Genomic DNA, 25,454 nt, shown 5'->3' on the forward strand with positions numbered 1-25,454 from the left:
AGGAAAATCGCATGGGATCACCTCGGCGATCGGTGCAAGGGCGCGCGTGCTAACCTTCTGGCCGAAAAGCGAGATCCTGATGCACCGGGCCGCGCGCCGACCTTAAGAGCAGGCCTACGCTCGCGCGCGTTCGTTGCGGATAGCCTGCAACTCCACCGGGCGATCCGGAATCGCGATCCGGAACGTCGCGCCGATGGTGCCTTCCACCAGATGGATGTCGCCGCCGTGCGCAAGCACCAACTCCGCCGCGATCGCAAGACCGAGGCCGCTGCCGCCCGGACGGACCGATCCCTGGAAAGCCTCGAACAGGTGGTTGCGCGCCTGTTGCGGAACGCCCGGTCCGGTATCGGAGATCTCGATGATGGTCACTGCGCCTTCGCGGCGGCCGGTGACCCTGATCTGCCGGGTCGCGGCATCGCTTTGTGGCTGGCTCTCCAGAGCCTGCGCGGCGTTGCGCACGAGATTGAGCAGAATGCGGAAAAGCTGATCCGGATCGGCATCGATCGTGAGGCCGCGCTCGATCGCGTTGATCCAGGTGATCGACCCTTCCGGCGCCAGTCCTGCCGACTCGCGCACCTCGTTGACGACGGGCTCGATCGCCATCATCCGCCGGTCGGGGGCGGCCTCCTGAGCGCGTCCGTAAGACAACGTCGATTGGCAGAACGCGATGGCGCGTTCCAGCGAGCGCATCAGCTTGGGTGCGAACCGCTGCACCCGCGGATCGGGCACGCTGGCCAACTGATCGGACAGCAACTGCGAGGACGCCAGCAGGTTGCGCAGATCGTGATTGATCTTCGAGACCGCGAGGCCGAGTGCGGCGAGCCTGCTCTTCTGATGCAGCATCGAGACGAGATCGCGCTGCATGTCGGAGAGTTCCCGTTCGGCGACGCCGATCTCGTCGCCGCGCTGCGACGGCACGATGATCCGCGCCGAGCTTTCGGGGTTTTGGTGAAAGCCCACGAGATTCGCGGTCAGGCGCCGCATCGGGCGGACGAACAGGTAGTGCAGCGCCAGATAGACCAGCGCCGCGGTCAGAACCGCGATCGCCAGCGAGACCAGCAACAGGTTACGCGAAAAACGGTACATCGACTGGCGCAGCGGCAGTTCGTCGGTGACGACTTCGATGAACTGCGCGCCGCGCGGCCCCGGTCCGATGATGCGGATCGCCTGGTTGCCGCTCTCCAGCATGGTTTCGAACGAGCCGACGATGGCCGACCACGGCGTCATGGTGCGCATGTCGATGTCATGATCGATCGCTGACGGCAGATCCGCGCTGGCGAGCAGGCGGCGCTGCTGGCCCATCTTGATGGCGACGGCCCGCGCGCCGATGCTGCCGAGAATTTGCCGGGCGAGCGAATCGGGCACCATGCCCGACGGCGCCGCGTCGAGAACCAGCGCGGCCGTGTTCGCGGCGGCCAGCCGGTCGTTGAGCCGGTTCGCCCGGAAGTTGGCGATCGCAGGGACGTAGATCAGGATTTCGGCGATCATCACCAGCGGGATCGTCAGCAGCAGGAGCTTGCCGGAAAGGCCGAGCCGGCCGCGCAACGACAGCCGCGCTGCCCGAACCCGGAGTTGTTCGATCGCCTGTGACACGACTGCCCTCCGCGGACTAACCCTGCGGCAAAACTGACAGTGATCCGCGCTTGTCCCGAACCGGCCGCCGGTGCCGGCTTCGGGCAAATCACTGGAACACATCCCTAATATAGGCCCGGCGCGAGATTTGGCCAATTCGGTCGAGCCGGGAAACGCTAAAGCGCAAGATTGACGAAAAGAGGCCGCTCCCGTATAAGCCGCGCCAACTGTCCGCGATGATCCGGTTTCAACCGGGGCGGCTCGTTCGGGCCGAAAGCGGCCTGGTTCGGGTCGGCATGACCGGACTTAACCCCAATATCAGGCGACTTGCCCGGTCAGCGGAGATACCCGTGAAGCGGACTTATCAACCCAGCAAACTGGTGCGCAAGCGCCGTCACGGCTTTCGCGCCCGCCTCGCGACCACCGGCGGCCGGAAGATTCTTGCCGCGCGGCGCGCGCGCGGCCGCAAGCGCTTGAGCGCCTGAGCCAATCTCCCCGAGATATCGTCATGGACCGGTTGAGGCAGCGGGCGGACTTCCTCGCCGCTGCCAACGGGCTGCGGGTCAACACCTCCGCCTTCGTGGTGCAAAATCGCCGCCGCAACGACGACGGCCCGATCAGGATCGGCTTCACGGTGACCAAAAAGAATGGCACCGCGACCGAACGAAACCGCATCCGCCGCAGGCTTCGCGAATTGGTGAAGCGCGTGGACGCCGTATCCATGCGACCGCACAGCGATTATGTGGTAATCGGCCGCCGTGCTGCGCTCAACCGGGGTTTCGCCGTCATGCTCGATGATCTGCGTTCGGCGTTCCATCGCCTCGATCGCCAGCATCCAGGATGATCGCGGCGTCAAGATCGGCGGCATTAACGGCGCATCGCTGCAACCCGAACCGAATGACGAGACCTGAATGATGTCTAACAACCGCAATACCATCATCGCCATCGTTCTGTCGGGCCTCATCCTGATCGCCTGGCAGTATTTCTACAATATTCCGCAGATGGAAAAGGATCGCGCCGCGCAGCAGGCGCAAAGCCAGACGGCAAAATCCCAGACCGAGCCGGGGCCAAATTCGCCCAAGCCGGATCACCCTGCGGCGGAGGCGGTGGTTGCCCGCGCCGTTGCGATTGCGGCCACGCCGCGCGTCAAGATCGACACCTCTCGCCTGAGCGGAAGCATCTCGCTGAAGGGGGCGCGCATCGACGATCTCTCCCTGACCAAATACCGCGAGACGGTCGATCCCGCTTCGCCCGCGATCGAGCTGTTTTCGCCCTCCGGCACGGCCGCTCCGTATTATGCCGAATTCGGTTGGGTTGCGGCTACCGGATCGACCGCACGGGTGCCGGACCAGAACACGGTATGGCAGCAGGAAGGGTCGGGCGCGCTGACACAGTCCACCCCGGTCACGCTGAAATACGACAACGGCGAAGGGCTGACGTTCCGCCGTACCATCGCGGTGGACGACCACTATCTGTTCACGATCAAGGATGAGGTCACGAACGCCGGCGGCGCGCCGGTGACGTTGTACCCGTTTGCGCTGATTTCACGCCACGGCACGCCGGTGGTTTCCGGCTACTATCTCCTGCATGAAGGCCTTATCGGCTATCTCGGTGATCAGAAGCTGCAGGAATATACCTATAAGAAGATCGACGAAGCCAAGTCGGTCAGCTTCAAGGTCACCAACGCCTGGTTCGGCATCACCGACAAATATTGGGCCTCGGCTCTGCTGCCCGACACCAGCGCGCAATTGCAGGCGCGTTTCTCGTCCAACGAGGCTAACTCGGTCAAGACCTACCAGACCGACTATCTGGAGGATGCGCAGACCATCCCGGTCGGCGGCACAGGTTCGGTCAACGCGCGCCTGTTCGCCGGAGCCAAGGAAGCCAGCGTCGTCGGCCTCAATTTTCCCTTGGTGGACCTCGGCGGCTACAACAAGCAGCTTCACCTCAACCATTTCGACCTGTTGATCGACTGGGGCTGGTTCTACTTCATCACCAAGCCGATGTTCCTCGCGCTGGATTTCTTCTTCCATGTGTTCGGCAATTTCGGCATCGCGATCCTGGTTGTGACGGTGCTGGTCAAGCTGATCTTCTTCCCGCTCGCCAACAAGGCCTACGCCTCGATGGCGAAGATGAAGGCGGTCCAGCCGCAGGTCGCCGCTCTAAAGGAGCGCTTCCCCGACGACAAGATGAAGCTGCAGCAGGAGATGATGGAAATCTACAAGAAAGAGAAGATCAACCCGATCTCGGGCTGTCTTCCGATCGTCTTGCAGATCCCGGTGTTCTTCTCGCTCTACAAGGTTCTGTTCGTGACCATCGAAATGCGTCACGCGCCATTCTTCGCCTGGATCAAGGACCTGTCTGCGCCCGATCCGACCCACATCTTTAACCTGTTCGGGCTGCTGCCCTACGATCCCTCGGCGGTGCCGTTCATCGGTCACTATCTCGCAATCGGCGCGTGGCCGATCATCATGGGCATCACGATGTGGTTCCAGATGAAGCTGAACCCGACGCCGCCGGACCCGACCCAGAAGATCATCTTCGACTGGATGCCGCTGATCTTCACCTTCATGCTCGCTGGCTTCCCGGCCGGCCTCGTGATCTACTGGGCCTGGAACAACACCCTGTCGGTGCTCCAGCAGAGCTACATCATGCGCCGCAACGGCGTGAAGGTGGTACTGTTCGACAATGTGAAGTCGACCTTCCGCCGCAAATCCTCCGACAAGCCGGCGAAGACGACATAGAATCCTTCCATTGTCATTGCGAGGAGCTCAAGGGCGACGTTCGCGTCGTCCCGTCAGCGACGAAGCAATCCAGTTCCGACCGCGCTATGCTGGACTGCTTCGCTCAGCGCAAAATTGGCAAGCCAATTTTGTAGCGAGCTCGCAATGATGCCTGTGAGAACCCACGCATGACCACCGGCCTTGATGCGGAGCTGATCGAGCGGGGCCGAAGGCTGTTTGCCGGAGACTGGCAATTCATCTGGGCCTCGCCGTCGATCGAGACGCTGCCGCCGATGGCTGGCGTCGAGGTCGCATTCGCCGGACGCTCCAATGTCGGCAAGTCTACCCTGATCAACGCGCTGACCGGGCGCAGCACGCTGGCCCGAACCTCCCGCACTCCGGGTCGCACCCAGGAGTTGATCTTCTTCGAGGGTCCGAAGGACGCCGGTGTCCGGCTGGTCGACATGCCCGGCTACGGCTTTGCGTCGGCGCCGAAAGCCAGAATCGCGTCGTGGACGTCGCTGATCCACAAATTCCTGCTCGGCCGGGCGAGCCTTGCGCGAGTCTATGTGCTGATCGACTCGCGCCATGGCATCAAGGACATCGACCATACTATTCTGACCACCCTCGACAGGTCCGCCGTGAGCTACCAGATCGTGCTGACCAAGGCCGACGAGGTGAAGGCCACTGAGATGGCGGAGCGTCGTGATGCGACCAGGGCGCTGCTCGCCAAACATCCGGCGGCGTTCCCGGATGTACTGGTCACATCGTCGCGCACGGGCTACGGAGTGCCGGAGTTGCGCGCGGCCATGGCCCGCCTGATCGGAGAGCATCAACGATGACGCAGTTTGGCTGGTTTCGGATCGTCGTCTTTGCGGCGGGGCTGATGGGCGCGGCCGGCGTCATCCTGGCCGCGGTCGCGGCGCACAAGACGGGGGGCACGCTTCTCCACTCGGCCTCGTCGATGCTGTTGTTTCATGCCCCCGCCGCGCTGCTGGCAATGCTTCTGGCGGACCGGCAGATCATTCGTCCGCGCCTCGGTTTTGCTGCCGCCGGCGGTTTTGTCGTGGGCGCGATCCTGTTCAGTACCGACCTGACGGTGCGGCAGTTCCTCGAACACCACCTTTTCCCGATGGCCGCTCCGTCCGGCGGAACGCTGATGATCCTGGGCTGGTTTTTGCTCGCGATCGCCGCCATCTGGCCTCGCGCCGTGACCCGTCCCTGACAGTCGCGATACCGGTCCGGAGCGGCTTTGCGGTCCCGCCGCCAATCGGCTAGTGGAGTGGATGTGCGTATTCTGATCGGAAAACCGGTATCCGCTTTTGCGGAATACGCGCTAGAACCCGCCCCATCCCGCCGGCCAAGAGACCCGTTTCATGTCTGACGCCTCCCAAATCAGCCCGCTCGATCAGGCCCGCATCCTGTCCGAGGCGCTGCCGCACATGCAGCAATATGACGAGGAAACCATCGTCATCAAATACGGCGGCCATGCCATGGGCTCGGAGGATGTGGCGCGGAAGTTCGCCCGCGACATCGTGCTGCTGGAACAGACCGCCATCAATCCGGTGGTGGTGCATGGCGGCGGCCCGCAGATCGCCACCATGCTGCAACGGCTCGGGATCAAGTCCGAGTTCGCGGCCGGCCTGCGCATTACCGACGCCGCGACCATCGAGATCGTCGAGATGGTGCTGGCCGGTTCGATCAACAAGCAATTGGTCGGCTACATCAACGAAGCCGGCGGCAAGGCGGTCGGGCTTTGCGGCAAGGACGGCAACATGGTCTCCGCCTCGAAGGCGACGCGCACCATGGCCGACCCGGATTCGAATATCGAGAAGGTCGTCGATCTCGGCTTCGTGGGCGAACCCGATAACGTCGATCTGACGCTGCTGAACCAGTTGATCGGCCACGAACTGATCCCGGTCCTGGCGCCGCTGGCCACCTCAAAAGGCGGCCAGACCTTCAACGTCAATGCCGACATCTTTGCGGGCGCAGTGGCCGGCGCCCTGAAAGCCAAGCGTCTGCTGCTCCTGACCGACGTTCCCGGCGTGCTCGACAAGTCGAAGAAGCTCATTCCGGATTTATCGATCAGCGACGCGCGCAAGCTGATCGCCGACGGGACCATTTCGGGCGGCATGATTCCGAAGGTCGAGACCTGCATCTACGCGCTCGAACAGGGCGTCGGCGGCGTCGTCATCATCGACGGCAAGACCCCCCATGCGGTGCTGCTCGAGCTTTTCACCGACCAGGGCACAGGGACGCTGATCCACAAGTGACCGACGCGCGACCACGACCGCAACGCGGCTTCAGCCACATTGACACCTGGGTGTTCGATCTCGACAACACGCTCTATCCGCATCACGTCAACCTCTGGCAGCAGGTCGACGCCCGGATCGGCGAATACATCGGACAATTCCTGGACGTCGATCCGATTGAGGCCCGGCGGATCCAGAAGGATTACTACAAGCGCTTCGGCACCAGTATGCGCGGCATGATGACCGAGCATGGCGTGTCAGCCGATGACTATCTCGCATACGTCCATCGGATCGACCACTCGCCGCTCGAACCCGATCCGGCGATGGGCGCGGCGCTCGAAAGGCTGCCGGGCCGCAAGCTGATCCTCACCAACGGCTCGACCGCTCACGCCGGCAAGGTGCTGGAACGGCTCGGCTTCGGCCATCACTTCGAGGCGGTGTTCGACATCATCGCCGCAGAGATGGAGCCGAAGCCGGCGCCGCAGACCTATCGCCGCTTTCTCGAACGGCATCGCGTCGATGCGGCAAAGACCGCGATGTTCGAGGACCTCGCCCGCAATCTCGCCGTCCCTCATGAACTCGGCATGACCACGGTTCTGGTGGTGCCGGACGAGACACGAGAGGTGGAGCGCGAGGACTGGGAGTTGGAGGGACGCGGCGCGGCGCATGTCGACCATGTCACCGACGATCTGGCGAGATTTTTGGAAGGGTTGAGTGCGGCGCGGTAAGTTCGGCATTCACATCTCAGCACGTCGTCCCGGACAAGTGAGCACAGCGAACGCGGTCCGGGACCCTTACGCCGTGTCCTATCGTCTTGGACTCGATGTCAGATTCCTTTGTCACCATGAACGCCGGTGGTTATGGGTCCCCGCTTTCGCGGGGACGACGTGTGCCGCCGCTTGACTCTCCGCCGCCGAATCCCGACAAAAGCGCCGTTTGCCATCCGGTTCCGCGGCCTGTTTCAATAAGGAATAGCGATGTCTCTCGTCTCTCTCGAGACCACCATCAACGACGCCTTCGACGCGCGCGAGACCGTCACTGCCGCGACCAAAGGCGAGGTGCGCGAGGCGGTGGATCATGCGCTCGACCTGCTCGACAAGGGCGAGGTGCGCGTCGCCGAGCGCGCGGCGGATGGCAAGTGGAACGTCAACCAGTGGCTCAAGAAGGCCGTGCTGCTGTCATTCCGTCTTAACGACATGAGCGTCGTTCCCGGCGGACCGGGCAAGGCTGTGTGGTGGGACAAGGTGCCGTCGAAATTCGAGGGCTGGAATGAGAACCGGTTTCGCGACGCCGGCTTTCGAGCCGTGCCCGGCGCGATCGTCCGCCGCTCCGCCTTCATCGCGAAGAACGCGGTGCTGATGCCGTCGTTCGTCAATCTCGGCGCCTATGTCGATGAGAGCACCATGGTCGACACCTGGTGCACGGTCGGCTCCTGTGCCCAGATCGGCAAGCGCGTCCATATCTCCGGCGGCGCCGGCATCGGCGGCGTGCTGGAGCCGCTGCAGGCGGGACCTGTGATCATCGAGGACGATTGCTTCATCGGCGCGCGCTCGGAAGTGGCGGAAGGCGTGATAGTGCGCAAGGGAGCGGTGCTGTCGATGGGCGTGTTCCTCGGCGCCTCCACCAAGATCGTCGATCGCGAAACCGGCGAGATCTTCATGGGCGAAGTGCCGGAATATGCCGTGGTGGTGCCGGGCGCGCTGCCGGGCAAGCCGTTGAAGAACGGCCAGCCAGGTCCGTCCACCGCCTGCGCGGTCATCGTCAAACGCGTCGACGAACGCACCCGCTCCAAGACCGGCATCAACGAACTGCTGCGGGATTGATGGTCTGTCACTGATGGCCGCCGACGCTCTCTCCATCGCCCGTGACCTCGTCCGCTGCCGGTCGGTGACGCCCGCGGACGCCGGCGCTCTCGGCGTGCTTGAGACGTTGCTCAGGACCGCCGGGTTTGAGGTGCACCGCGTCACCTTCAGCGAACCGGGCGCCGCCGACATCGACAATCTGTATGCCCGCATCGGCACCGCCGGCCCCCACATCGCGTTCGCCGGCCATACCGATGTCGTGCCTCCCGGCGACGAGTCGGCATGGAGCCATGGCGCGTTCTCCGGAGACGTCAAGGACGGCTTCCTCTACGGGCGCGGCACCGTGGACATGAAGGGCGGAATCGCCTGCAGCGTCGCCGCCGCGCTGGACTATCTGGCGGCGCATGGCGGCAAGCCGGGGCGGGACGGCAACGGTTCGATCTCGTTCCTGATCACCGGCGACGAGGAAGACATCGCCGTCAACGGCACCGTCAAGCTGATGCAATGGGCGGCCGCGCGCGGTGAAAAATTCGATCATTGCGTACTCGGCGAGCCCAGCAATGTCGCCGAACTCGGCGATTGCATCAAGATCGGCCGCCGCGGCTCGCTATCCGGCACGCTGTATGTCGATGGGGTGCAGGGCCACGTCGCTTACCCGCATCGCGCGTCGAATCCGATTCCGGACATCGCCGCGCTGATCATCGCGCTTGTGAGCGAGCCGCTGGATCGGGGCAGCGCCCAGTTCCAGCCGTCGAATCTGGAATTCACCTCGGTTGATGTCGGCAATCCAGCGGGCAACGTAATTCCCGGACAGGCGCGGGCGAAGTTCAACATCCGCTTCAACGATCATCATAATCAGGAATCGCTGCGCGCGCTGATCGAGGCGCGCGTCGTCAAGGCCGCGGGCAATCGCATTCGGACCCGGATCGTGTGGGAGCCCTCGAACGCCGATGTGTTCGTCACCAGACCGGGCCCGTTCACCGATCTCGTGGTCGCGGCGATCGAGGAGGTAACCGGCCGCAGACCGGAGCTGAACACCGGCGGCGGTACCTCGGATGCGCGCTTCATCAAGGACTACTGCCCGGTGATCGAATTCGGCTTGGTCGGACAGACCATGCACCAGATCGACGAGCGCACGCCGGTGGCCGATCTCGAAAAGCTGAGTCGTATCTACCGCGGCGTGCTGGATCGCTATTTCGCATGAGCGGCAAGATCCTCGTCCTCACCGCTATCGATGACGAACTTGACAAGGCGCGCGCGCCCGACGGCGTCAGGGTGATCTACACCGGCGTCGGCAAGATCAACGCGGCCGGCGCAACCACGCTGGCGCTGCTGACGATGCGCCCGGCACTTGTCATCAACTACGGCACCGCGGGAAAGATCAACGAGACGCTCCATGGTCTGGTGGAGGTGTCCGGTGTTGTCCAGCGCGACATGATGGCGATGCCGCTGGCGCCGCGCGGACGTACGCCGTTCTCGCCGGAACTCGACCGGCTGACCTCGGGGCAGGCCGGCGTCGTCTGCGGCACCGGCGACAGCTTTGTCACGACCTCCGACCCGTGGCTGGTCGAGAACGGGATCGACATCGTCGACATGGAGCTGTTCGCGGTCGCGCAGGTCTGCCAGCGCCACAGCCTGCCGTGGCGTGCGTTCAAATTCATCACAGACGACGCCAACGACCTCGCGCACCAGGACTGGACCGCCAATGTGAAGGACGGTGAGAGCCTGTTCTGGGATGCGCTGGACCGAATTCGTTCCTAAGGGCGTCGTGTTTAGACAGAAGATTTTTGAAAGGTCATTGCCGGGCCTGACCCGGCAATCCATCTTCGTTCAAAAGATAGATGCGCGGATCAAGTCCGCGCATGACGAGCACAGATTTCGTAAAAACAGCAAATGACTCAATAATCCACCCGCACCAGATACAACCCGTCGGGTGGCGCGACAGGGCCGCAGGCCTCGCGGCGGCGCGCGGCCAGCGCGTTGAAAAGATCGTCGGCGCTCCAGCGGCCATGTCCGACCCAGACCAGCGATCCCACCATTGAGCGCACCTGGCTGTGCAGGAACGACCGCGCCGAGGTGACGACGTTGACGTTGTCGCCGTTCCTGACGACGTCGAGCTGGTCGAGGGTCTTCTCCGGTGATTTCGCCTGGCATTCGGTGTCGCGAAACGTCGTGAAGTCGTGCTTGCCGATCAGCCGCTGTGCCGCCGCGTGCATTGCCTCCGCATCGAGCAGCCGCGGCACGCGCCAGACGTGGCCGACATCGATGGCGAGGTTCGCGCGGCGGTTGGCGATGCGATAGACATAATGCCGCCTGAGTGCCGAGAAGCGCGCCTCAAAAGTTTCGGGCACGATTTCGGCCGTTAGCACGCCGATCGGATGCGGTCGCAGATGGGCGTTGAGGCCGTCGCGCAACCGGTTCGGCGCGAAATGCTTGGCGATGTCGCAATGCGCTACCTGCGCCAGCGCATGGACGCCGGCGTCAGTGCGGCCGGCGCCATGCACGCGAACGGCATCGCCACAGATCGCTTTGACCGCCGCCTCCAAGGCGCCCTGCACCGAGGGGCCGTTGTCCTGATACTGCCAGCCGCAGAACGGGCCGCCGTCATATTCGATGGTGAGCTTGTAGCGGGGCATCAGACGAGCCGCATGGGCGGCTGAAGCGGCGTGCCGTTGAGAAAGGCCTCGGCCTTCATCGGCGGCTTTCCGGCGCGCTGCAATTCGAGGACGCGGATCGCGCCGTCCTTGCACGCAATGGTCAGCCGATCGTCGAGCAGTTCACCGGCTTCGCCGGAGCCTTTCGCGACCTCACAACGCAAGACCTTCACGCGCACTCGCTCGCCGTCGAGGGGCATCTCGCACCAGGCGCCCGGAAACGGCGACAGGCCGTGGATATGCCGCAGCAGCTCTCGGGCTGGCCTGCTCCAGTCGATGCGCGCCTCGGCCTTGTCGATTTTTGCGGCGTAGGTGACGCCGTGCTCGCTCTGCTTCGTCAGTTGCAGGCCGCCGCGCGCCAGCGCGGCCATCGCACGCACCATGAGATCGGCCCCCAGTGGCGCCAGCGCGTCATGGAGATCGGATGCCGTCATCGCATCGGTCACGGCGATCCGCTCGGCCATGGCGACGTCGCCGGTGTCGAGGCCGGCATCCATCTTCATGACCATGACGCCGCTTTCGGCGTCGCCCGCCATGATGGCGCGGTTGATCGGCGCGGCGCCGCGCCAGCGCGGCAGCAGCGAACCATGCAGGTTGAAGCAGCCGAGCGGCGGCGCATCGAGGATCGCCTGCGGCAGGATCATGCCGTAGGCGACGACGACCGCGGCGTCGGCGCCATGCGAGCGGAATTCATCCAGCGCGGCGGGGGTCTTCAGCGTTTTCGGCGTCAGCACGGGAATGCCGAGGCGGTGCGCTTCCCGCGCCACCGGGCTCGGTTGCAGCTTCATGCCGCGGCCCGCGGGCCTCGCCTCGCGGGTATATAGGGCCGCGATCTCCTGGCCATGGGCGACGAGTTGCAGCAGGGTCGGCACCGCGAATTCCGGCGTGCCCATGAAGATCAGGCGAAGCGGCATGAACGAGCCGATCTGTTTGCGAGACTATTTCGCGGCGAGCTTCGCAGCCTTGGTGAATTTTTTCACCACGCGGTCGCGTTTCAGTTTCGAGATGTGATCGACGAACAGCACGCCGTTGAGATGGTCGATTTCGTGCTGGATGCAGGTGGCGTAGATCCCCTCGGCATCTTCCTCGTGGACCTTGCCGTCGAGATCGATGAAGCGGACCCGCACCCGCGCCGGGCGTTCGACCTCCTCGTAATATTCGGGGATCGACAGGCAGCCCTCTTCGTAGGTCGAGAGTTCCTCGGACGCCGACAGGATTTCCGGGTTGATGAAGATGCGCGGCCGCGGCGTGAGTTCGCCGTCCTCGTCGCGCCTGGCGAGGTCCATGGTGATGATGCGCAACGGTTGCGCGATCTGGATGCCGGCGAGCCCGATGCCCGGGGCGTCGTACATGGTCTCGAACATGTCGTCGGCGAGTTTGCGGATCTCCGGCGTGACCGTTTCGATCGGCCTGGAAACCAGACGCAACTGCTTGTCCGGCAGAATGATGATTTCGCGAATAGCCATGGCGGGCGATGTAATCCCCCGGTCTGCCGCGGTCAATCCATAGCGATTTCGGGTCGTTAAGCGTGTGTTAACCATAAAAATTGAGCTTTCGTTAACTCAATATGTTCGTGCTTCGTTCTCATTGACGGTCGAATCGGCTACAAGGACCGGATGAACCACATCCTTTTCATCCTGGGCGACGTATCGGTGCGAACAGGCACCGTGCTGATCGCGTTCGGCGCGCTGGCGCTGGTACTACTGCTGATTATCGCCATTGTGATCGCGCGCTCCGGGCGCCGGGGAACCGAAATGGCGATGGCGCAGACGAGCCGCGCCGACGAGTTGGAGGAACGTCTCGACGACATGATGCGCGCGCAGTCGGAGGCCACCGGCCGCGTCGACGCCATGGGTCGGGCGCTTGCGGGGCGTCAGGCGGAGATGGCGCGCGCCGTCAGCGAGCGGCTCGATTCGGTCACCCATCGGGTTGGCCAGTCGATGGAGCAGACCACGCGCAACACCATGGACAGCCTGCGCGTACTGCACGAGCGGCTCGGAATTATAGACAACGCGCACAAGAACCTGACCGACCTGACGGCGCAGGTGACCACGCTGCGCGAGGTGCTCGCCAACAAGCAGTCGCGCGGCGCATTCGGACAGGCGCGGATGGAAGCGATCGTGCAGGACGGCATGCCGAAAGACTCGTTTGCCTTCCAGTACACGCTGTCGAACGGCAAGCGGCCGGACTGTGTGATCTTCCTCCCCGACCAACGCCCGCTCTGCATCGACGCGAAATTCCCGCTGGAGGCCATGACGGCACTCCACGACGCCCGCACCGACGAGGAAAGGAAGTTCGCAAGCCAGCGGCTGCGCGCCGACGTCATGAAACACGTCACCGACATCGCCGGCAAATACCTGATCCCGGGCGAGACTCAGGATAACGCCCTGATGTTCGTGCCGTCGGAGTCGGTCTATGCCGAGATCTATGACGCCTTCGACGATGTGATCCAGAAAGCCTATCGCGCCCGGATCGTGCTGGTGTCGCCATCGCTTTTGATGCTGGCGATCCAGGTGATGCAGCAGCTTCTCAAGGACGCGCGGATGCGCGATGCCGCCGACAAGGTACGGATCGAGGTCATGACCATGATGGGTGATGTCGAGCGCCTGCGCGACCGGGTCAGCAAGCTCGGCAGTCATTTCGATCAGGTCAGCGAGGATGTCAGGCAGGTCCTGATCTCGGCCGGCAAGATCGGCAAGCGCGCGGTGAGGATCGAGGACCTCGATTTCAGCAAGGATGAGGCGGCCGCGGAGACGCCGCGGATCGTCAGGCCCGGTGAACCGGAACTGTATCCGCCGCCGTTCGGCCGTAAAATCCAGGCGGGCGAGTGATTATGGATGTCATCGCCCGGCTTGACCGGGCGACCCAGTATCCAGATGGCTTGCCTTTCAGACTGTATCCTCGCCGTCATCTTCCAGCGACGCCAGGGTAGAGATCATCCCAATTTGGATTGTCTTTTTCGATCAATTGCACCTTCCAAAGGCGTTCCCACTTCTTCAGTCTTTTTTCGCGGTGGATCGCCTGTTCTATGTCATCGAAACATTCGAAATACACAAGCCGATCTACTCCGTACGTTTTTGTAAAGCTCTCAGCGATTTTCGATTTGTGTTCGGCTAAACGCCGTAAAAGGTCATTGGTCACGCCGACATAAAGTGTTCCACCGATACGGCTAGCGAGGATGTATACGTAAAAACAGCGTGGCCCCATAATGTGAGATTGTGAGTACTGGGTCGCCCGGTCAAGCCGGGCGATGACGTCAGTTCGTAACGCCTGCGAATCTGCTAGCACTGCGGCATGACCGCTCCGGACGCCGCCGCCCCGCCGAATGAATCCGACGCCGCGCCCCGCGCGTCATGGCGCGAGAGCATCGCGGTCTATCTGCAACCGCGCGTTCTCATTGTGATGCTGCTCGGCTTCTCGTCCGGCCTGCCGCTGGCGCTGTCGGGCTCGACGCTGCAGATATGGATGACGGAATCCGGCATCGACCTGCGCGCCATCGGTCTGTTCGTCCTCGTCGGCACGCCCTACACGCTGAAGTTCCTATGGGCGCCGCTGGTCGATGCCCTGCACATTCCGCTGCTGACGCGGCGATTCGGCCGCCGCCGCGGCTGGCTCGTGTTTTCGCAACTGCTGCTGATCGCGGCGATCCTGCTGCTGGCCTCGACCGATCCGGTGAAGGCGCCGTGGTTCGTCGCGCTCGGCGCGCTGCTCGTGGCGGCGACATCGGCGACGCAGGACATCGTGGTCGATGCCTTTCGCGTCGAGAGCCTGCCGGAAAGCGAGCAGGCCGCCGGCATGGCGGGCTACGTCGCCGCCTATCGCATCGGCATGCTGGTCTCGACCGCCGGCGCTCTCTTCCTGGTCAGCGCATTCGAAGGCACAGGCCTGGTCCGCGCCGCCGCATGGTCATGGGGCTATGTCAGCATGGCGGCGATGGTCCTGATCGGCACCATCACCGCACTTGCCGCCACCGAGCCCGAGCAATCCGTGCGCGCCGAGCGAGCCACGCGAACCGAGGGCGGTTTTGCGCGCGTCACGCACGCCGCGATCGGCGCATTCTCCGAGTTTCTCGCAAGGAAGGACGCGCTGGCGGCGCTGGCCTTCATCGTGCTGTTCAAGTTCACCGATGCGTTCTCAGGCACCATGACCGCGCCGTTCGTCATCGATCTCGGCTTCACCCGCAACGACTACGCCGCCATCGTCAAGGGCGTCGGTCTTGCCGCCACCCTGATCGGCGGCTTCGCGGGCGGCTTCGTGGCGCGTCGCTATCCGCTGGCGGCAAGCCTGTGGATCGGCGGCATTCTGCAGGCGGTGGCCAACCTGTCGTTCTCGTGGCTGGCGCTGGCCGGCGTCAATCAATGGGCACTGGCGTTTGCGATCACGGCGGAGAATTTCACCAGCGCCATCGGCACGGTGATCTTCGTCGCCTATCTCTCGGCGCTGTGCCGCAACCCGCTGCATACCGCTACCCAATATGCCCTGCTCACGGCGCTTGCCGCCGTCGGTCGAACCTATCTGTCCGCCAGCGCCGGGTTCGTCGCCGAGGCGACCGGATGGCCGCTATTCTTCGTGATCTGCATGCTGGTGGCGCTGCCAAGCCTGGTCCTGCTGGCCTGGCTGCAGCGGCGAGGGCACTTTGCCGCGCTGCAGACCTAAACGGTGGCGGGACCTGACCGTTCATCTCCAGATCATGTCCTTCGCCGCGATCAATCCGCCGCCCGCGATCAGCACCGCCGCGACGCCAAGCGCAGCGGTCGGTTTAGCAAAGCCCGCCAATATCAGGAACCCGGTCGAGAGCAGCGGCGTTGCATAGGCGGCCGCGCCGAGCACGCGAATGTCGCCGCGCTTCATGCCGATGTCCCAGACATAGAAGGCGAGACCGACCGGACCGATGCCGAGTGCTGTGATCGCGAGCCACTGCGCGCCGCTGTCCGGCCACACCGTCGGTTCCACAAGCACGTGCAAAATTGCCGCCAGCGCGGCTGTCGCCAGGCAGAAGCCCGCGACCGCATCGGTCGGAACCGAGGCCAGCCGCCGCGACAGCACCGAATACGCCGCCCAGACAAACGCCGCGATGAACGCCGCCGCGAGACCCGAAATCTGGGCGCGCTCGAACTGGATCGAGCTGTTGCCCGCGACCAGCAGCACCGTCCCAGTGAGCCCGAGGATCGCGCCGATTAGATGATGCGGCGCCAGCCGTTCGCCCGGCAGCAGCGATGAGAACAGCACGATCAGCAGCGGCCAGAGATAATTCAGCAGGCCGGCCTCTGCGGGCGGCGCGCGCCGCAGCGCGATGAAATACAGCGCGTGATAGCCGAACAGCCCGCCGACCCCGACCAGCCACGCCACCGGCGGCTGTCGCAACGCGCGGGCGCCTTCGGGGCGAAACAGCCAGCTCGCGCAGCCGGCGAGGCCACCGATCGCAAACGTCATCGCCGCCAGTTGAAACGCGGGAACGCGCCCGGTCGCGACCGTCATGACCGCGAGCAGCGACCACATGACGATGGCGGTGAGGCCGATAAGCGTAGCGGTGCGGGAGGTCATGATTTCTTCCTTCTCCCCTCGCGGGAGAAGGTGGCGCAGACGAGGTCCGCCTCGGATGAGGGGGCTTTCCGTCACGTTGATGCTGTCCCCTCACCCGGCCGCGCTGGTACCCGTCCACCCTCTCCCGCGAGGGGAGAGGGAAGAAAGAAGCGGCCTGCCACCCTATGCGCTATTCCTCACGCGTGATACTGCCCGCCGTTGACGGTCAGCGTCGATCCGGTGATGAAGCCGGCGTCGTCGGCGGCGAGGAACACCACCGCGCGCGCGATCTCCTCGGGTTCGCCGAGACGGTTCACCGGAATCTGCGGCAGGATGTTTTTCTCGACGACGTCCTTGGGCACCGCCTGCACCATTTCGGTGTTGATGTAACCCGGGCAGATCGCGTTCACGGTGATTCCGGCCTTGGCGTTCTCCAGAGCCAAGGCCTTGGTGAAACCGATGTCGCCGGCCTTCGCCGCCGAATAGTTCACCTGGCCGAACTGGCCTTTCTGGCCGTTGATCGAGGAGATGTTGATGATGCGGCCGAACTTGCGCGCGCGCATGCCTTCGATCACCGGGCGTGTCATGTTGAACAGCGAGCCGAGATTGGTGTTGATCACCGAATTCCACTGTTCCAGCGTCATCTTGTGGAAGGCGCCGTCCCTGGTGATGCCGGCATTGTTCACGAGCACCTCGATGGGGCCGAGTTCTGTCTCGACCTTCCTGGCGCCCTCGGTGCAGGCCTCAAAGGAGGTGACGTCCCATTTGTAGACGGGGATGCCGGTCTCCGTCTTGAACTTCTCCGCCGCTGCATCGTTGCCGGCATAGCTCGCCGCGACCTTGTATCCGGCCGCTTTCAGCGCCTTGCTGATCGCGCCGCCGATGCCTCGCGTCCCCCCCGTCACCAGTGCCACTCTTGCCATTGTGTCGTCCTCCTGGGCAGCAAGCCGGAATTATCCTGGTCGTTGAAACAAAACCTTGCGCAATAAAATGCCCGGCACGATGCCGGGCATTTTATTGTCAGAGCGAACTGCGGTGACTCGATGTCCGTTTAGCACCGTTCGCCCGATCCGCTCAGCCGCGCTCGACGCACATGGCGATACCCATGCCGCCGCCGATGCACAGCGTGGCGAGGCCCTTTTTGGCATCGCGCTTCTGCATTTCGTGCAGCAGCGTCACCAGCACGCGCGCGCCCGAGGCGCCGACCGGATGCCCGATGGCGATGGCGCCGCCGTTGACGTTAACCCTGGAGGTATCCCAGCCGAGGTCCTTGTTGACGGCGCAGGCCTGCGCGGCAAAGGCCTCGTTGGCCTCGATCAGATCGAGATCGCCGATAGTCCAGCCCGCCTTTTTCAGCGCGGCGCGCGATGCCGGGATGGGCCCGGTGCCCATGATCTTCGGGTCGACGCCGGCATGAGCCCACGAGACGATGCGGGCGAGGGGGGGCTTGCCCTCTTTCGCCGCCTGTTTGGCTGACATCAGCACCACGGCGGCGGCGCCGTCGTTGATTCCCGATGCGTTGGCCGCGGTGACCGTGCCCTCCTTCTCGAAGGCCGGGCGCAGTTTGGCGATGGACTCGGCCGTCACGCCCGCCTTCGGATATTCGTCGGTGTCGACGACGATATCGCCCTTGCGGTTCTTGACGGTGACCGGCACGATCTCGTCCTTGAACCGGCCGGCCTTCTGCGCGGCTTCCGCCTTGTTCTGGGAGCCGGCGGCGAATTCGTCCTGCTGCTGGCGGGTGATCTGGTACTGACGGGCGACATTCTCCGCGGTGTTGCCCATGTGGTAGCCGTTGAACGCATCCCACAGGCCGTCCTTGATCATGGTGTCGATCAGTTCGAGGCCGCCCATCTTGACGCCGCCGCGCAGGTACTGCGCATGCGGCGCCATGCTCATGGATTCCTGTCCGCCGGCGACGACGATGTCGGAGTCGCCGTTGAGGATGGCCTGATAGCCGAGCGCGACCGTGCGCAGACCCGAGCCGCAGAGTTGGTTGACGCCCCAGGCCGGGATTTCTACCGGAACGCCGGCGGCGATCGACGCCTGCCGCGCCGGGTTCTGGCCCTGCGCCGCGGTCAAAATCTGGCCCAGGATGACCTCGGAGACGCGTCCTGGCTCGATACCCGCCCGCTCCAGCGCGGCCTTGACGGCGACAGCGCCGAGAGTGTGGGCCGGCGTGGTGGCGAACGCACCGTTGAAACTCCCCACCGGAGTGCGGGCGGCGCTGACGATGACGACATCGTCTGACATGGACACCTCCTGGAACTTGAGTGACTTGAAATTGGACGATGGCCGCCGCGCCGGCGACCCCGTGTATGGGTTCTAACCTGTTAACCTCACGGGAGTGTGTCAATTAACCTCACGAGAGTGTGTCAATCGCTCCAATGACCAGAAGTTGCGCCGGGCATATTCGTGAGCAGTCTCTATGCCTTGGAATTGACCGTCCTTCATAAAACGGTAGCCGAGGCCTGCCGAAAGTGCTTTGCTGCAATGCGCTACTTGTTAACCCCCTCGTGGACGCCGGCGGGGTTTCTTGTCCTCGGTATGGACGTGTGGGACCTATGGCGAAATCAGAGACACCAACGACAATCAAGAAATATGCGAACCGGAGGCTCTATAATACCGGCACCAGCACCTATGTGACGCTCGAAGATCTCGCGGCGATGGTCAAGCAGGGCGAGGATTTCCTGGTCTTCGATGCAAAGACCGGCGACGACATCACCCGCTCGGTGCTGGCGCAGATCATCTTCGAGCAGGAAAACAAGGCCGGACAGAACCTGCTCCCGACCGCGTTCCTGCGGCAGTTGATCCGCTTCTATGGCGACAGCATGCAGATGGTGGTGCCGAAATATCTCGAACGCTCGATCGACATGCTGACCCGCGAGCAGGAGAAGTTTCGCAAGCAGATGACCAGCACCTTCAGTGGCACCCCCCTCGCGCCGCTCGAAGAGCATGTCCGCCGCAACATGGAATTGTTCGAACGCACCTTCTCGATGTTCAAGCCGTTCGTGCCGCCGCGCAGTGGGACCGCCGCTTCCGAACCGGAGAAAACGCCCGACGCCTCAAATGCCGGCGACAATAATGCCGGCGATAATATCGAGGATCTTCGCCGTCAGATGAAAGAGATGCAGGAGCGCCTCGAACGGATGTCGAAAGAGCCGAAGAAGGAGTAGGCGCGCACGAGTCCGCGAGTGCTGATCGTATTGATGGAATCAGAAGGTCGTCATGCCCGGACTTGATCCGGGCACCCATCTTCTCAAAAGGGATGGATTTCCGGGGCACAGGCGAGCGAAGCGACGCTGTTCTTCGCATAGGCAAGCGGAAGCGACGCCGTTTCTAGAATGGGCTATGCCCGGCAAATGACAATCGCAACGACTGCCCGACACTCGTTACGGATTGGTGCGCTCAAACTGGCGTAGCAGCGTGTTGCCGCGCGCCACCGCCGAATCCATCGCGGCCTGCGCGCTCTTCTTGCCGCTGAAGGCCTGTTCGAGTTCGTCCTCGATGACACCGCGGATCAAAACGAACGATCCGAGTCGCAACCCCCTTGAATTACCGGTCGGCGGCTTCAGCGTCATCTGTTCGATCGCGATCGCGGACCCGGGATTGCGATCGTAAAAGCCCTGCGCGCGGGTGAGGTCGAATGCTGCGCGGGTAATCGGCAGGTAGCCGGTGTGCTGGTGCCAGGCTGCCTGCACTTCGGGCTTCGACAGATAGGCAAAAAATTTTGCGACACCCTTGTATTCCTCGCGCGGGCGATCGCGCAGCACCCATAAGGTGGCGCCGCCGATGATGGTGTTCTGCGGCGCGCCCTCGACATCCGGCCAATACGGCAGCATGCCGTGGCCGACGGCGAATTTGGAATTGGCGATGATATCCGCGCGCGTCGCCGAAGAGCCCATGAAGATGCCGCATTCGCCACGCTGGAAACGGGGCTCGGCAGTCGTCCCCCGGCCGCTGTAGTCGAAAATCTTGGTCTTCTGCCATTCGGCGAGTTGGGCAACGTGATGGACCATCAGCGGATTGTTGAAAATGAGGACGGCGTCGAGCCCGCCGAACCCGTTGGCACGCGTTGCGATCGGCAGATTGTGCAAGGCGAGAAAGCTCTCGACGTTGACCCATGACGGCCACGACGTGGTGAAGCCGCAAGCGGCCCCGGCCTCGCGCAGCGTCTTGGCGGCTTCGCCGAGCTCCGGCCAGGTCTGCGGCGGCCTCTCGGGATCGAGACCGGCGGCGCGGAACAGGTCCTTGTTGTAATAGAGGATGGGGGTCGAGACATTGAACGGAAACGACAGCAGGTTGCCCGCGACATCGGCATAGTATCCGGTGATGGCCGGAAGATAGGCCGTCGGAGAAAACGCTTCGTTCTCGTCGCGCATCAGCTCGAAAACCGGATAGATCGCCCCCTGAGCCGCCATCATGGTGCCGGTGGCGATTTCATTGACCTGCACGATCGCCGGCTGGCTCCGCGAGCGGAACGCAAAGATCGCTGCGGTCACGGTCTCGGTGTAGTTGCCCTTGTAGGTCGGCACGATCCGGTACTCGGATTGAGACCCGTTGAATTCGGTGGCGAGCCGTCCGAGCTGCCGGCCGAGTTCGCCGGACATCGCGTGCCACCACGCGATCTCGGTGACGGCGCGTGCCGGAGCCGGCAGTGCAGCAGTGAATTGCAGCGCGCAGAACAGTAGCGCCAGTCTCCATGCCGGTGTTCGCATCGTGCCTCGCCCTCCGCGCACGGCAGGGCCGGGCTGCCCCGCTGCCATGCGTTTCTGATAAGACCAACGCGCGGCCGCTGCAATTCACGACCGGCGCGGCAAGCGGCCGTTATCAAGCGGCCATGCCGGGATTCCACCGCGTTGAACCTTTTCTCCGGATTGATGACTTCCTCAAAGGGGACGAGCGTCGATGTCCCATTGCGGGGTCCCAACGCGCCGTTATGTCGTGGCTTTCCGGACGGGCCGGCTCGCATCGACAGACCAAGCCTGGGGGCGCTAAAGTCGTCGTCTGGCAGTCGTTTTCGGGCAAGCCGCTGTCGCCGGAGTTATGAAGGCACGACTCGATGAAGGCACAGTGCGGATTGCAGACGACAGGCGACATCGCACGAATCCGCAAGGTCAGTGACTTGGTTTCAGCCGAGCCCCGGAGCGGCACAGGTGCGGCGCAGCAGGAGCAGGACGGTCTGGCGGCGCAGGGGCGCTCGGGCATCGTGGGCCTGGTTCGTGCGATTCCGATCCGGTGGCGCATTCTCTCGATCGCGGCGTTGAATTCTGCGGTGGTGCTGGTGCTGGCGCTGTTGATATGGAGCGGCGCCAAGACCCTGGGATCCGCGTGGGACGACGTGCGTCAGGTTAGGAAATCCGACAAGATCCTCGCGGTTCTCGAGAGCGAGACCGGTCGGCTGCAAAATCTGATCCACCGCTACATCAACCAGCCCAGTCCCGATCTGTTTGCGGAAATCCTGCTGTTGCGCGAGGCCGTCCTCGGCACCTTGAGCACGCGCGCCTCGACCGACCCGATGCTGTCGGGCTCGGTCAAGGAGCTGGAACGCGCCACCGAACGTTTCCTCAGCGGCTTCGGGGAACTGCGCGCATTACAGACGACGATTACCAAAACCTACGAGGACCAGATCCTGGCGCCCGCCAAGGACATGGCGGGACTCTACTCGACCATCGAGGGCGCGACCGGCCGCCGCGACGCCCGGATCTGGCCGACACTCGGGAAATCCCGCGAGACCTTCACAGCGATGCTGGTGGCCGCGAACGCCTACTATCTGGCGCCGGCATCGACCAGCGCGGACGAGGTCCGCAAGAGTGCCGATGCGATCGAGCGCACCATTCCGGCGATGATCGATTTTTCGGACAACGACCTTCAGCGCGGCGCGCTGCAGCGGCTCAAAACCCGGACATCCGCGCTGCACGACGGCATTGGCAAGCTCGCCGAACTGCTCGCCAAGCGGACGGACCTGCTGCGCAATTCCATCGACGCCAGCCAGGCGGAGACCATCGGCGCGATCGACGGCCTGTCGGTCAAGATGCGACAGCGCGAGCAGAGCGCGCAAATGACGTTCGACCATACGCTCGCGGACATCTCCCGCAAGATGCTGTGGATCGCCGCGACCTTCCTCGCCATCATCGTCGTCGCGGGCGTCGTCATCGCGCTCAGCATCCGTCTGCCTTTGCGGCAGATCATTACGTCGATGCGCGCGATCATGTCCGGCGACTACGATCGCAAGGTCGCCGGCACCGACGCGCGGGACGAAATCGGCGCCATGGCGCGCGCCGTCGAGGTGTTCCGCAAGAACGCCATCGCCAAGCGCGATGCCGAGGACGAATTGCGGGCATCGAAGGAACGGGCCGAGAGCGCCCTGCTGGAATTGAGCGCCGCGCAGCGGAACCTGATCGATGCCGAGCGGCTTGCCGCGCTTGGCGGGCTGGTCGCAGGCGTGGCGCACGAGGTGAACAACCCGATCGGAATCAGCCTGACGGTTGCATCGAGTTTCGCGCGACGCGCCGACACGTTCGACGCCGAGTTGCGATCCGCCGTGCCGCTGAGGCGGTCGCAGCTCGAGGAGTTCGTGCGGACCTGCCGCGATGCCGCCCAGCAACTGGTGGCAAACCTGCACCGCGCGGGCGAGCTGATCGAGTCCTTCAAGCAGGTCGCCGTGGACCGGTCCCATGCCGAACGCCGCCAGTTCAATTTGAGCGAATCCACCGACCAGATCGTCAGGAGCCTGCGCCCGGTGCTCAAGCGGTCTCCGATCAGCATCGCCGTCGACGTCCCGGAAGGTCTGATTATCGACGGTTTTCCCGGCTCATACGGGCAGATTTTGACCAACCTCTTTCTCAACGCCGCCAATCACGCGTTTCCGGACGAACGGTCCGGCACGATTTCCATCACGGCGAAACCGCGCGCCAATGGTGACATCGAGATCATTTTTGCCGACAATGGCGTCGGCATGACGTCGGACGTCCAGCGGCAAGCGTTCGATCCCTTCTTCACCACGCGCCGCAACGAGGGTGGCACCGGCCTTGGTCTTCATATCGTCTACAATCTCGTCACCCAGCAGCTTGGCGGCCGGATGATGGTGGAGTCAGAGCCGGGACAAGGCACGATTTTTCGCATTATCATGCCGCGAGCCGTCGCCGGCGGCGCGGGCAGGGGTGAAACAGACAGCGGGACCACGTAATGGCCGACCAGGATGACGTCCTCCACCTGATCGACGATTCCGAAGTCGATCGTCCGGACGCTTCGACGCGCAAATGGAAGATCGCCGTGATCGACGACGATCGGGCCGTGCACGATGGCACGCGGTTCGCGTTGAGCGACTACAGCCTCAACGGCCAGACCCTGGACATCCTGTCGGCCTATTCCGCCGCCGAGGGTCAGGAACTGATGCGCGCGCATCCCGACATCGCGGCGGTACTGCTCGACGTTATCATGGAGACCGATGCCGCCGGCCTCGACCTCGTCGAGTTCATCCGGAACGAACTCAAGAACGAAACCGTACGCATCATCCTACGTACCGGACAGCCCGGACAGGCGCCGGAGCGCCGCGTCATCGTCGACCACGACATCAACGACTACAAGGCGAAAACCGAACTCACCGCCGACAAGCTGTTCACCTCGCTGACCGCGGCGCTGCGCAGCTATCAGCAGCTCGAGCGCATGGTGCAGACCCGCCGCGGCCTTGAGATCGTCATCGAGGCCGCCTCGACGCTCTACGATTTCAAGTCGATGCAGCGTCTCGCCGAAGGCGTCCTGACGCAGATTGCCTCGCTCTTGAACGTCGATTGCGCCGGCATTCTGGTGCTGCGCGACGGCGGCGCGGTCGACGACGACTTTTCGGTGCTGGCGGGATCCGGCTGCTACAGCCGCTTCATCGGCGTCGCGGGGCAGGCATCGCTCGATTCCGAGCTCAAACAGACGGTCGAAGCCGCCTTCAGGCGGCGCAAGCACGAATTCGTCGATCACCGCTCCGTGCTCTATATCCGCACCGGCAGCGGCCGCGAGGTCGTCGTGCTGCTGCAGGCTGAGTGCGATCTGTCGGATACCGATCGGTCGCTGGTCGAAATCTTCGGCAGCCGGCTGTCGATCGCGTTCGACAATGTGATCCTCTACCAGCAATTGCAGAACGCCAACACGCGGCTTGAAGACCGGGTCGCGCAGCGCACCCGCGCGTTGATGCAAGCCAATCGCAGGCTTTCCACGCAATGGCTGCGGCTGCAGCGGGCCAACGGATTCAAGAACGAGATTCTCGGCACCGTTGCGCACGACCTGAAAAATCCCCTTGGCGTCATCCTGGGCCGCACCGAAATTCTTGCCGAACTTATCGGCGCGAGCTCGCCCAGGGACACCGTCACCTCGCAGGTCGATCATATTCGCGACGCCACCAAGCGTCTGATTACGATGGTCGATCATCTGATTTCCGACGCCATGGCCGACGCCTTCGACATCACCATCCGGCGCGAGCCGGTCGATGTCGCGGCGCTGGTCGCCGAGGTTTCCGAAGCCAACCAGCCGTCCGCGGTCAACAAGCAGCAGACCCTCGCCGTCTCGGCGCCCACCGGACGCATCACGATGTGCGACCAGGACCGGATGCGCGAGGCGATCGACAATCTCGTCAGCAACGCCATCAAGTACAGCCCGGTCGGCGGCAGGATCACGCTGCTGGTCGACCACGACGCGGACACCACCATCATCCGTATCACCGATGAGGGCGCCGGCCTGTCGCCGGAGGACCTGGGACGGCTGTTCGTCCGCTTCCAGCGGCTGTCCGCAAAACCCACCGCCGGCGAAAGCTCCACCGGCCTCGGTCTGTCGATCGTGAAACGGATCGTCGACATGCATGACGGCCAGATCAGCGCCGACAGCAGCGGCCCCGGACAGGGATCGACCTTCACCATCATCCTGCCCGCGATGGTCTGA

24 protein-coding genes are annotated in these 25,454 nt (G+C 63.6%); 15 read left to right on the forward strand and 9 right to left on the reverse strand.

Features of this window, described 5'->3' with window-relative positions:
* Nucleotides 1-114: 114 nt before the first annotated feature.
* Nucleotides 115-1,593, reverse strand: coding sequence for an ATP-binding protein (locus V4R08_RS12275; RefSeq protein WP_335579607.1), 1,479 nt, complete (start codon nt 1,591-1,593; stop codon nt 115-117).
* A gap of 329 nt (nt 1,594-1,922) precedes the next feature.
* On the opposite strand from V4R08_RS12275, the gene rpmH reads away from it, so the two are divergent.
* From rpmH to V4R08_RS12325, 10 genes are all read left to right on the forward strand, one after another.
* Nucleotides 1,923-2,057 (forward strand): 50S ribosomal protein L34, encoded by a 135-nt coding sequence (gene rpmH / locus V4R08_RS12280; protein ID WP_011512070.1) that lies wholly within the window; start codon nt 1,923-1,925, stop codon nt 2,055-2,057.
* Between the two features lie 23 nt (nt 2,058-2,080).
* Nucleotides 2,081-2,416 carry a ribonuclease P protein component gene (rnpA, locus tag V4R08_RS12285; RefSeq protein ID WP_335579608.1) on the forward strand — a complete coding sequence of 112 codons (336 nt, stop codon included), beginning with the start codon at nt 2,081-2,083 and terminating at the stop codon, nt 2,414-2,416.
* 70 nt (nt 2,417-2,486) lie between these two features.
* Nucleotides 2,487-4,316, forward strand: coding sequence for a membrane protein insertase YidC (yidC, locus tag V4R08_RS12290; RefSeq protein ID WP_335579609.1), 1,830 nt, complete (start codon nt 2,487-2,489; stop codon nt 4,314-4,316).
* A gap of 167 nt (nt 4,317-4,483) precedes the next feature.
* On the forward strand, nt 4,484-5,137 hold the full coding sequence (gene yihA, locus V4R08_RS12295) for a ribosome biogenesis GTP-binding protein YihA/YsxC (protein ID WP_335579610.1): 654 nt from the start codon (nt 4,484-4,486) through the stop codon (nt 5,135-5,137).
* Nucleotides 5,134-5,520, forward strand: a complete 387-nt coding sequence (locus tag V4R08_RS12300; protein WP_335579611.1) for a DUF423 domain-containing protein — start codon at nt 5,134-5,136, stop codon at nt 5,518-5,520. Before yihA ends, V4R08_RS12300 begins: the two co-directional genes overlap by 4 nt.
* A 151-nt stretch (nt 5,521-5,671) precedes the next feature.
* Complete coding sequence (argB, locus tag V4R08_RS12305) at nt 5,672-6,568, forward strand: acetylglutamate kinase (protein ID WP_335579612.1); 897 nt, start codon at nt 5,672-5,674, stop codon at nt 6,566-6,568.
* Nucleotides 6,565-7,275: a pyrimidine 5'-nucleotidase gene (locus V4R08_RS12310; RefSeq protein ID WP_335579613.1), complete on the forward strand. Its 711-nt coding sequence runs from the start codon at nt 6,565-6,567 to the stop codon at nt 7,273-7,275. Before argB ends, V4R08_RS12310 begins: the two co-directional genes overlap by 4 nt.
* A 249-nt stretch (nt 7,276-7,524) precedes the next feature.
* A complete protein-coding gene (gene dapD / locus V4R08_RS12315; RefSeq protein ID WP_335579614.1) occupies nt 7,525-8,370 on the forward strand; it encodes a 2,3,4,5-tetrahydropyridine-2,6-dicarboxylate N-succinyltransferase in 846 nt (281 codons plus the stop codon).
* A 13-nt stretch (nt 8,371-8,383) separates the two neighbouring features.
* The gene (gene dapE / locus V4R08_RS12320; RefSeq protein WP_335579615.1) at nt 8,384-9,553 is read left to right on the forward strand and encodes a succinyl-diaminopimelate desuccinylase; all 1,170 of its coding nucleotides are present in this window, start codon (nt 8,384-8,386) and stop codon (nt 9,551-9,553) included.
* Entirely contained in the window at nt 9,550-10,110 is a 561-nt protein-coding gene (locus V4R08_RS12325) for a phosphorylase family protein (RefSeq protein WP_335579616.1), read from the forward strand. Before dapE ends, V4R08_RS12325 begins: the two co-directional genes overlap by 4 nt.
* Nucleotides 10,111-10,247: 137 nt before the next feature.
* Here the strand turns inward: V4R08_RS12325 and truA are convergent, their stop codons facing one another.
* From truA to def, 3 genes are read right to left on the reverse strand one after another with little or no spacing between them, the layout of a single operon-like run.
* Nucleotides 10,248-10,985, reverse strand: a complete 738-nt coding sequence (gene truA / locus V4R08_RS12330) for a tRNA pseudouridine(38-40) synthase TruA (RefSeq protein ID WP_335579617.1) — start codon at nt 10,983-10,985, stop codon at nt 10,248-10,250.
* Nucleotides 10,985-11,917: a methionyl-tRNA formyltransferase gene (fmt, locus tag V4R08_RS12335; RefSeq protein ID WP_335579618.1), complete on the reverse strand. Its 933-nt coding sequence runs from the start codon at nt 11,915-11,917 to the stop codon at nt 10,985-10,987. Before fmt ends, truA begins: the two co-directional genes overlap by 1 nt.
* 24 nt (nt 11,918-11,941) lie before the next feature.
* On the reverse strand, nt 11,942-12,469 hold the full coding sequence (def, locus tag V4R08_RS12340; RefSeq protein WP_335579619.1) for a peptide deformylase: 528 nt from the start codon (nt 12,467-12,469) through the stop codon (nt 11,942-11,944).
* A gap of 150 nt (nt 12,470-12,619) precedes the next feature.
* Between def and V4R08_RS12345 the strand changes: the two genes are divergently transcribed.
* A complete protein-coding gene (locus V4R08_RS12345) occupies nt 12,620-13,834 on the forward strand; it encodes a DNA recombination protein RmuC (protein WP_335579620.1) in 1,215 nt (404 codons plus the stop codon).
* A 76-nt stretch (nt 13,835-13,910) separates the two neighbouring features.
* Here V4R08_RS12345 and V4R08_RS12350 read toward each other — a convergent pair whose 3' ends face one another.
* A complete protein-coding gene (locus tag V4R08_RS12350; protein ID WP_335580268.1) occupies nt 13,911-14,210 on the reverse strand; it encodes a GIY-YIG nuclease family protein in 300 nt (99 codons plus the stop codon).
* Between the two features lie 87 nt (nt 14,211-14,297).
* Here V4R08_RS12350 and V4R08_RS12355 point away from each other — a divergent pair, with 87 nt between their 5' ends.
* Nucleotides 14,298-15,659, forward strand: a complete 1,362-nt coding sequence (locus tag V4R08_RS12355) for an AmpG family muropeptide MFS transporter (RefSeq protein WP_335579621.1) — start codon at nt 14,298-14,300, stop codon at nt 15,657-15,659.
* 21 nt (nt 15,660-15,680) lie between these two features.
* Here V4R08_RS12355 and yddG read toward each other — a convergent pair whose 3' ends face one another.
* From yddG to V4R08_RS12370, 3 genes are all read right to left on the reverse strand, one after another.
* Entirely contained in the window at nt 15,681-16,547 is an 867-nt protein-coding gene (gene yddG / locus V4R08_RS12360) for an aromatic amino acid exporter YddG (RefSeq protein ID WP_335579622.1), read from the reverse strand.
* Between the two features lie 176 nt (nt 16,548-16,723).
* Nucleotides 16,724-17,449 carry an acetoacetyl-CoA reductase gene (gene phbB / locus V4R08_RS12365; protein ID WP_335579623.1) on the reverse strand — a complete coding sequence of 242 codons (726 nt, stop codon included), beginning with the start codon at nt 17,447-17,449 and terminating at the stop codon, nt 16,724-16,726.
* A gap of 151 nt (nt 17,450-17,600) precedes the next feature.
* A complete protein-coding gene (locus V4R08_RS12370) occupies nt 17,601-18,779 on the reverse strand; it encodes an acetyl-CoA C-acetyltransferase (RefSeq protein ID WP_335579624.1) in 1,179 nt (392 codons plus the stop codon).
* A gap of 311 nt (nt 18,780-19,090) precedes the next feature.
* Here V4R08_RS12370 and phaR point away from each other — a divergent pair, with 311 nt between their 5' ends.
* Nucleotides 19,091-19,702 (forward strand): polyhydroxyalkanoate synthesis repressor PhaR, encoded by a 612-nt coding sequence (gene phaR / locus V4R08_RS12375; RefSeq protein ID WP_335579625.1) that lies wholly within the window; start codon nt 19,091-19,093, stop codon nt 19,700-19,702.
* A 216-nt stretch (nt 19,703-19,918) separates the two neighbouring features.
* Here phaR and ugpB read toward each other — a convergent pair whose 3' ends face one another.
* Entirely contained in the window at nt 19,919-21,244 is a 1,326-nt protein-coding gene (gene ugpB / locus V4R08_RS12380; protein WP_335579626.1) for a sn-glycerol-3-phosphate ABC transporter substrate-binding protein UgpB, read from the reverse strand.
* Nucleotides 21,245-21,588: 344 nt separating this feature from the next.
* Between ugpB and V4R08_RS12385 the strand changes: the two genes are divergently transcribed.
* Complete coding sequence (locus V4R08_RS12385) at nt 21,589-23,715, forward strand: sensor histidine kinase (RefSeq protein ID WP_335579627.1); 2,127 nt, start codon at nt 21,589-21,591, stop codon at nt 23,713-23,715.
* The gene (locus V4R08_RS12390; RefSeq protein ID WP_335579628.1) at nt 23,715-25,454 is read left to right on the forward strand and encodes an ATP-binding response regulator; all 1,740 of its coding nucleotides are present in this window, start codon (nt 23,715-23,717) and stop codon (nt 25,452-25,454) included. Before V4R08_RS12385 ends, V4R08_RS12390 begins: the two co-directional genes overlap by 1 nt.

Source organism: Nitrobacter sp. NHB1 (assembly GCF_036964665.1).
Taxonomy (GTDB): Bacteria; Pseudomonadota; Alphaproteobacteria; order Rhizobiales; family Xanthobacteraceae; genus Nitrobacter.

Coding starts and splice junctions, on each gene's coding strand:
- rnpA (WP_335579608.1), top strand. CDS start 2,081: ATGGACCGGTTGAGGCAGCGGGCGGACTTCCTCGCCGCTGCCAACGGG.
- yidC (WP_335579609.1), top strand. CDS start 2,487: ATGTCTAACAACCGCAATACCATCATCGCCATCGTTCTGTCGGGCCTC.
- yihA (WP_335579610.1), top strand. CDS start 4,484: ATGACCACCGGCCTTGATGCGGAGCTGATCGAGCGGGGCCGAAGGCTG.
- V4R08_RS12300 (WP_335579611.1), top strand. CDS start 5,134: ATGACGCAGTTTGGCTGGTTTCGGATCGTCGTCTTTGCGGCGGGGCTG.
- argB (WP_335579612.1), top strand. CDS start 5,672: ATGTCTGACGCCTCCCAAATCAGCCCGCTCGATCAGGCCCGCATCCTG.
- dapD (WP_335579614.1), top strand. CDS start 7,525: ATGTCTCTCGTCTCTCTCGAGACCACCATCAACGACGCCTTCGACGCG.
- dapE (WP_335579615.1), top strand. CDS start 8,384: ATGGCCGCCGACGCTCTCTCCATCGCCCGTGACCTCGTCCGCTGCCGG.
- V4R08_RS12325 (WP_335579616.1), top strand. CDS start 9,550: ATGAGCGGCAAGATCCTCGTCCTCACCGCTATCGATGACGAACTTGAC.
- truA (WP_335579617.1), bottom strand. CDS start 10,985: ATGCCCCGCTACAAGCTCACCATCGAATATGACGGCGGCCCGTTCTGC.
- fmt (WP_335579618.1), bottom strand. CDS start 11,917: ATGCCGCTTCGCCTGATCTTCATGGGCACGCCGGAATTCGCGGTGCCG.
- def (WP_335579619.1), bottom strand. CDS start 12,469: ATGGCTATTCGCGAAATCATCATTCTGCCGGACAAGCAGTTGCGTCTG.
- V4R08_RS12345 (WP_335579620.1), top strand. CDS start 12,620: ATGAACCACATCCTTTTCATCCTGGGCGACGTATCGGTGCGAACAGGC.
- V4R08_RS12350 (WP_335580268.1), bottom strand. CDS start 14,210: ATGGGGCCACGCTGTTTTTACGTATACATCCTCGCTAGCCGTATCGGT.
- V4R08_RS12355 (WP_335579621.1), top strand. CDS start 14,298: ATGACCGCTCCGGACGCCGCCGCCCCGCCGAATGAATCCGACGCCGCG.
- yddG (WP_335579622.1), bottom strand. CDS start 16,547: ATGACCTCCCGCACCGCTACGCTTATCGGCCTCACCGCCATCGTCATG.
- phbB (WP_335579623.1), bottom strand. CDS start 17,449: ATGGCAAGAGTGGCACTGGTGACGGGGGGGACGCGAGGCATCGGCGGC.
- V4R08_RS12370 (WP_335579624.1), bottom strand. CDS start 18,779: ATGTCAGACGATGTCGTCATCGTCAGCGCCGCCCGCACTCCGGTGGGG.
- phaR (WP_335579625.1), top strand. CDS start 19,091: ATGGCGAAATCAGAGACACCAACGACAATCAAGAAATATGCGAACCGG.
- ugpB (WP_335579626.1), bottom strand. CDS start 21,244: ATGCGAACACCGGCATGGAGACTGGCGCTACTGTTCTGCGCGCTGCAA.
- V4R08_RS12385 (WP_335579627.1), top strand. CDS start 21,589: ATGAAGGCACAGTGCGGATTGCAGACGACAGGCGACATCGCACGAATC.
- V4R08_RS12390 (WP_335579628.1), top strand. CDS start 23,715: ATGGCCGACCAGGATGACGTCCTCCACCTGATCGACGATTCCGAAGTC.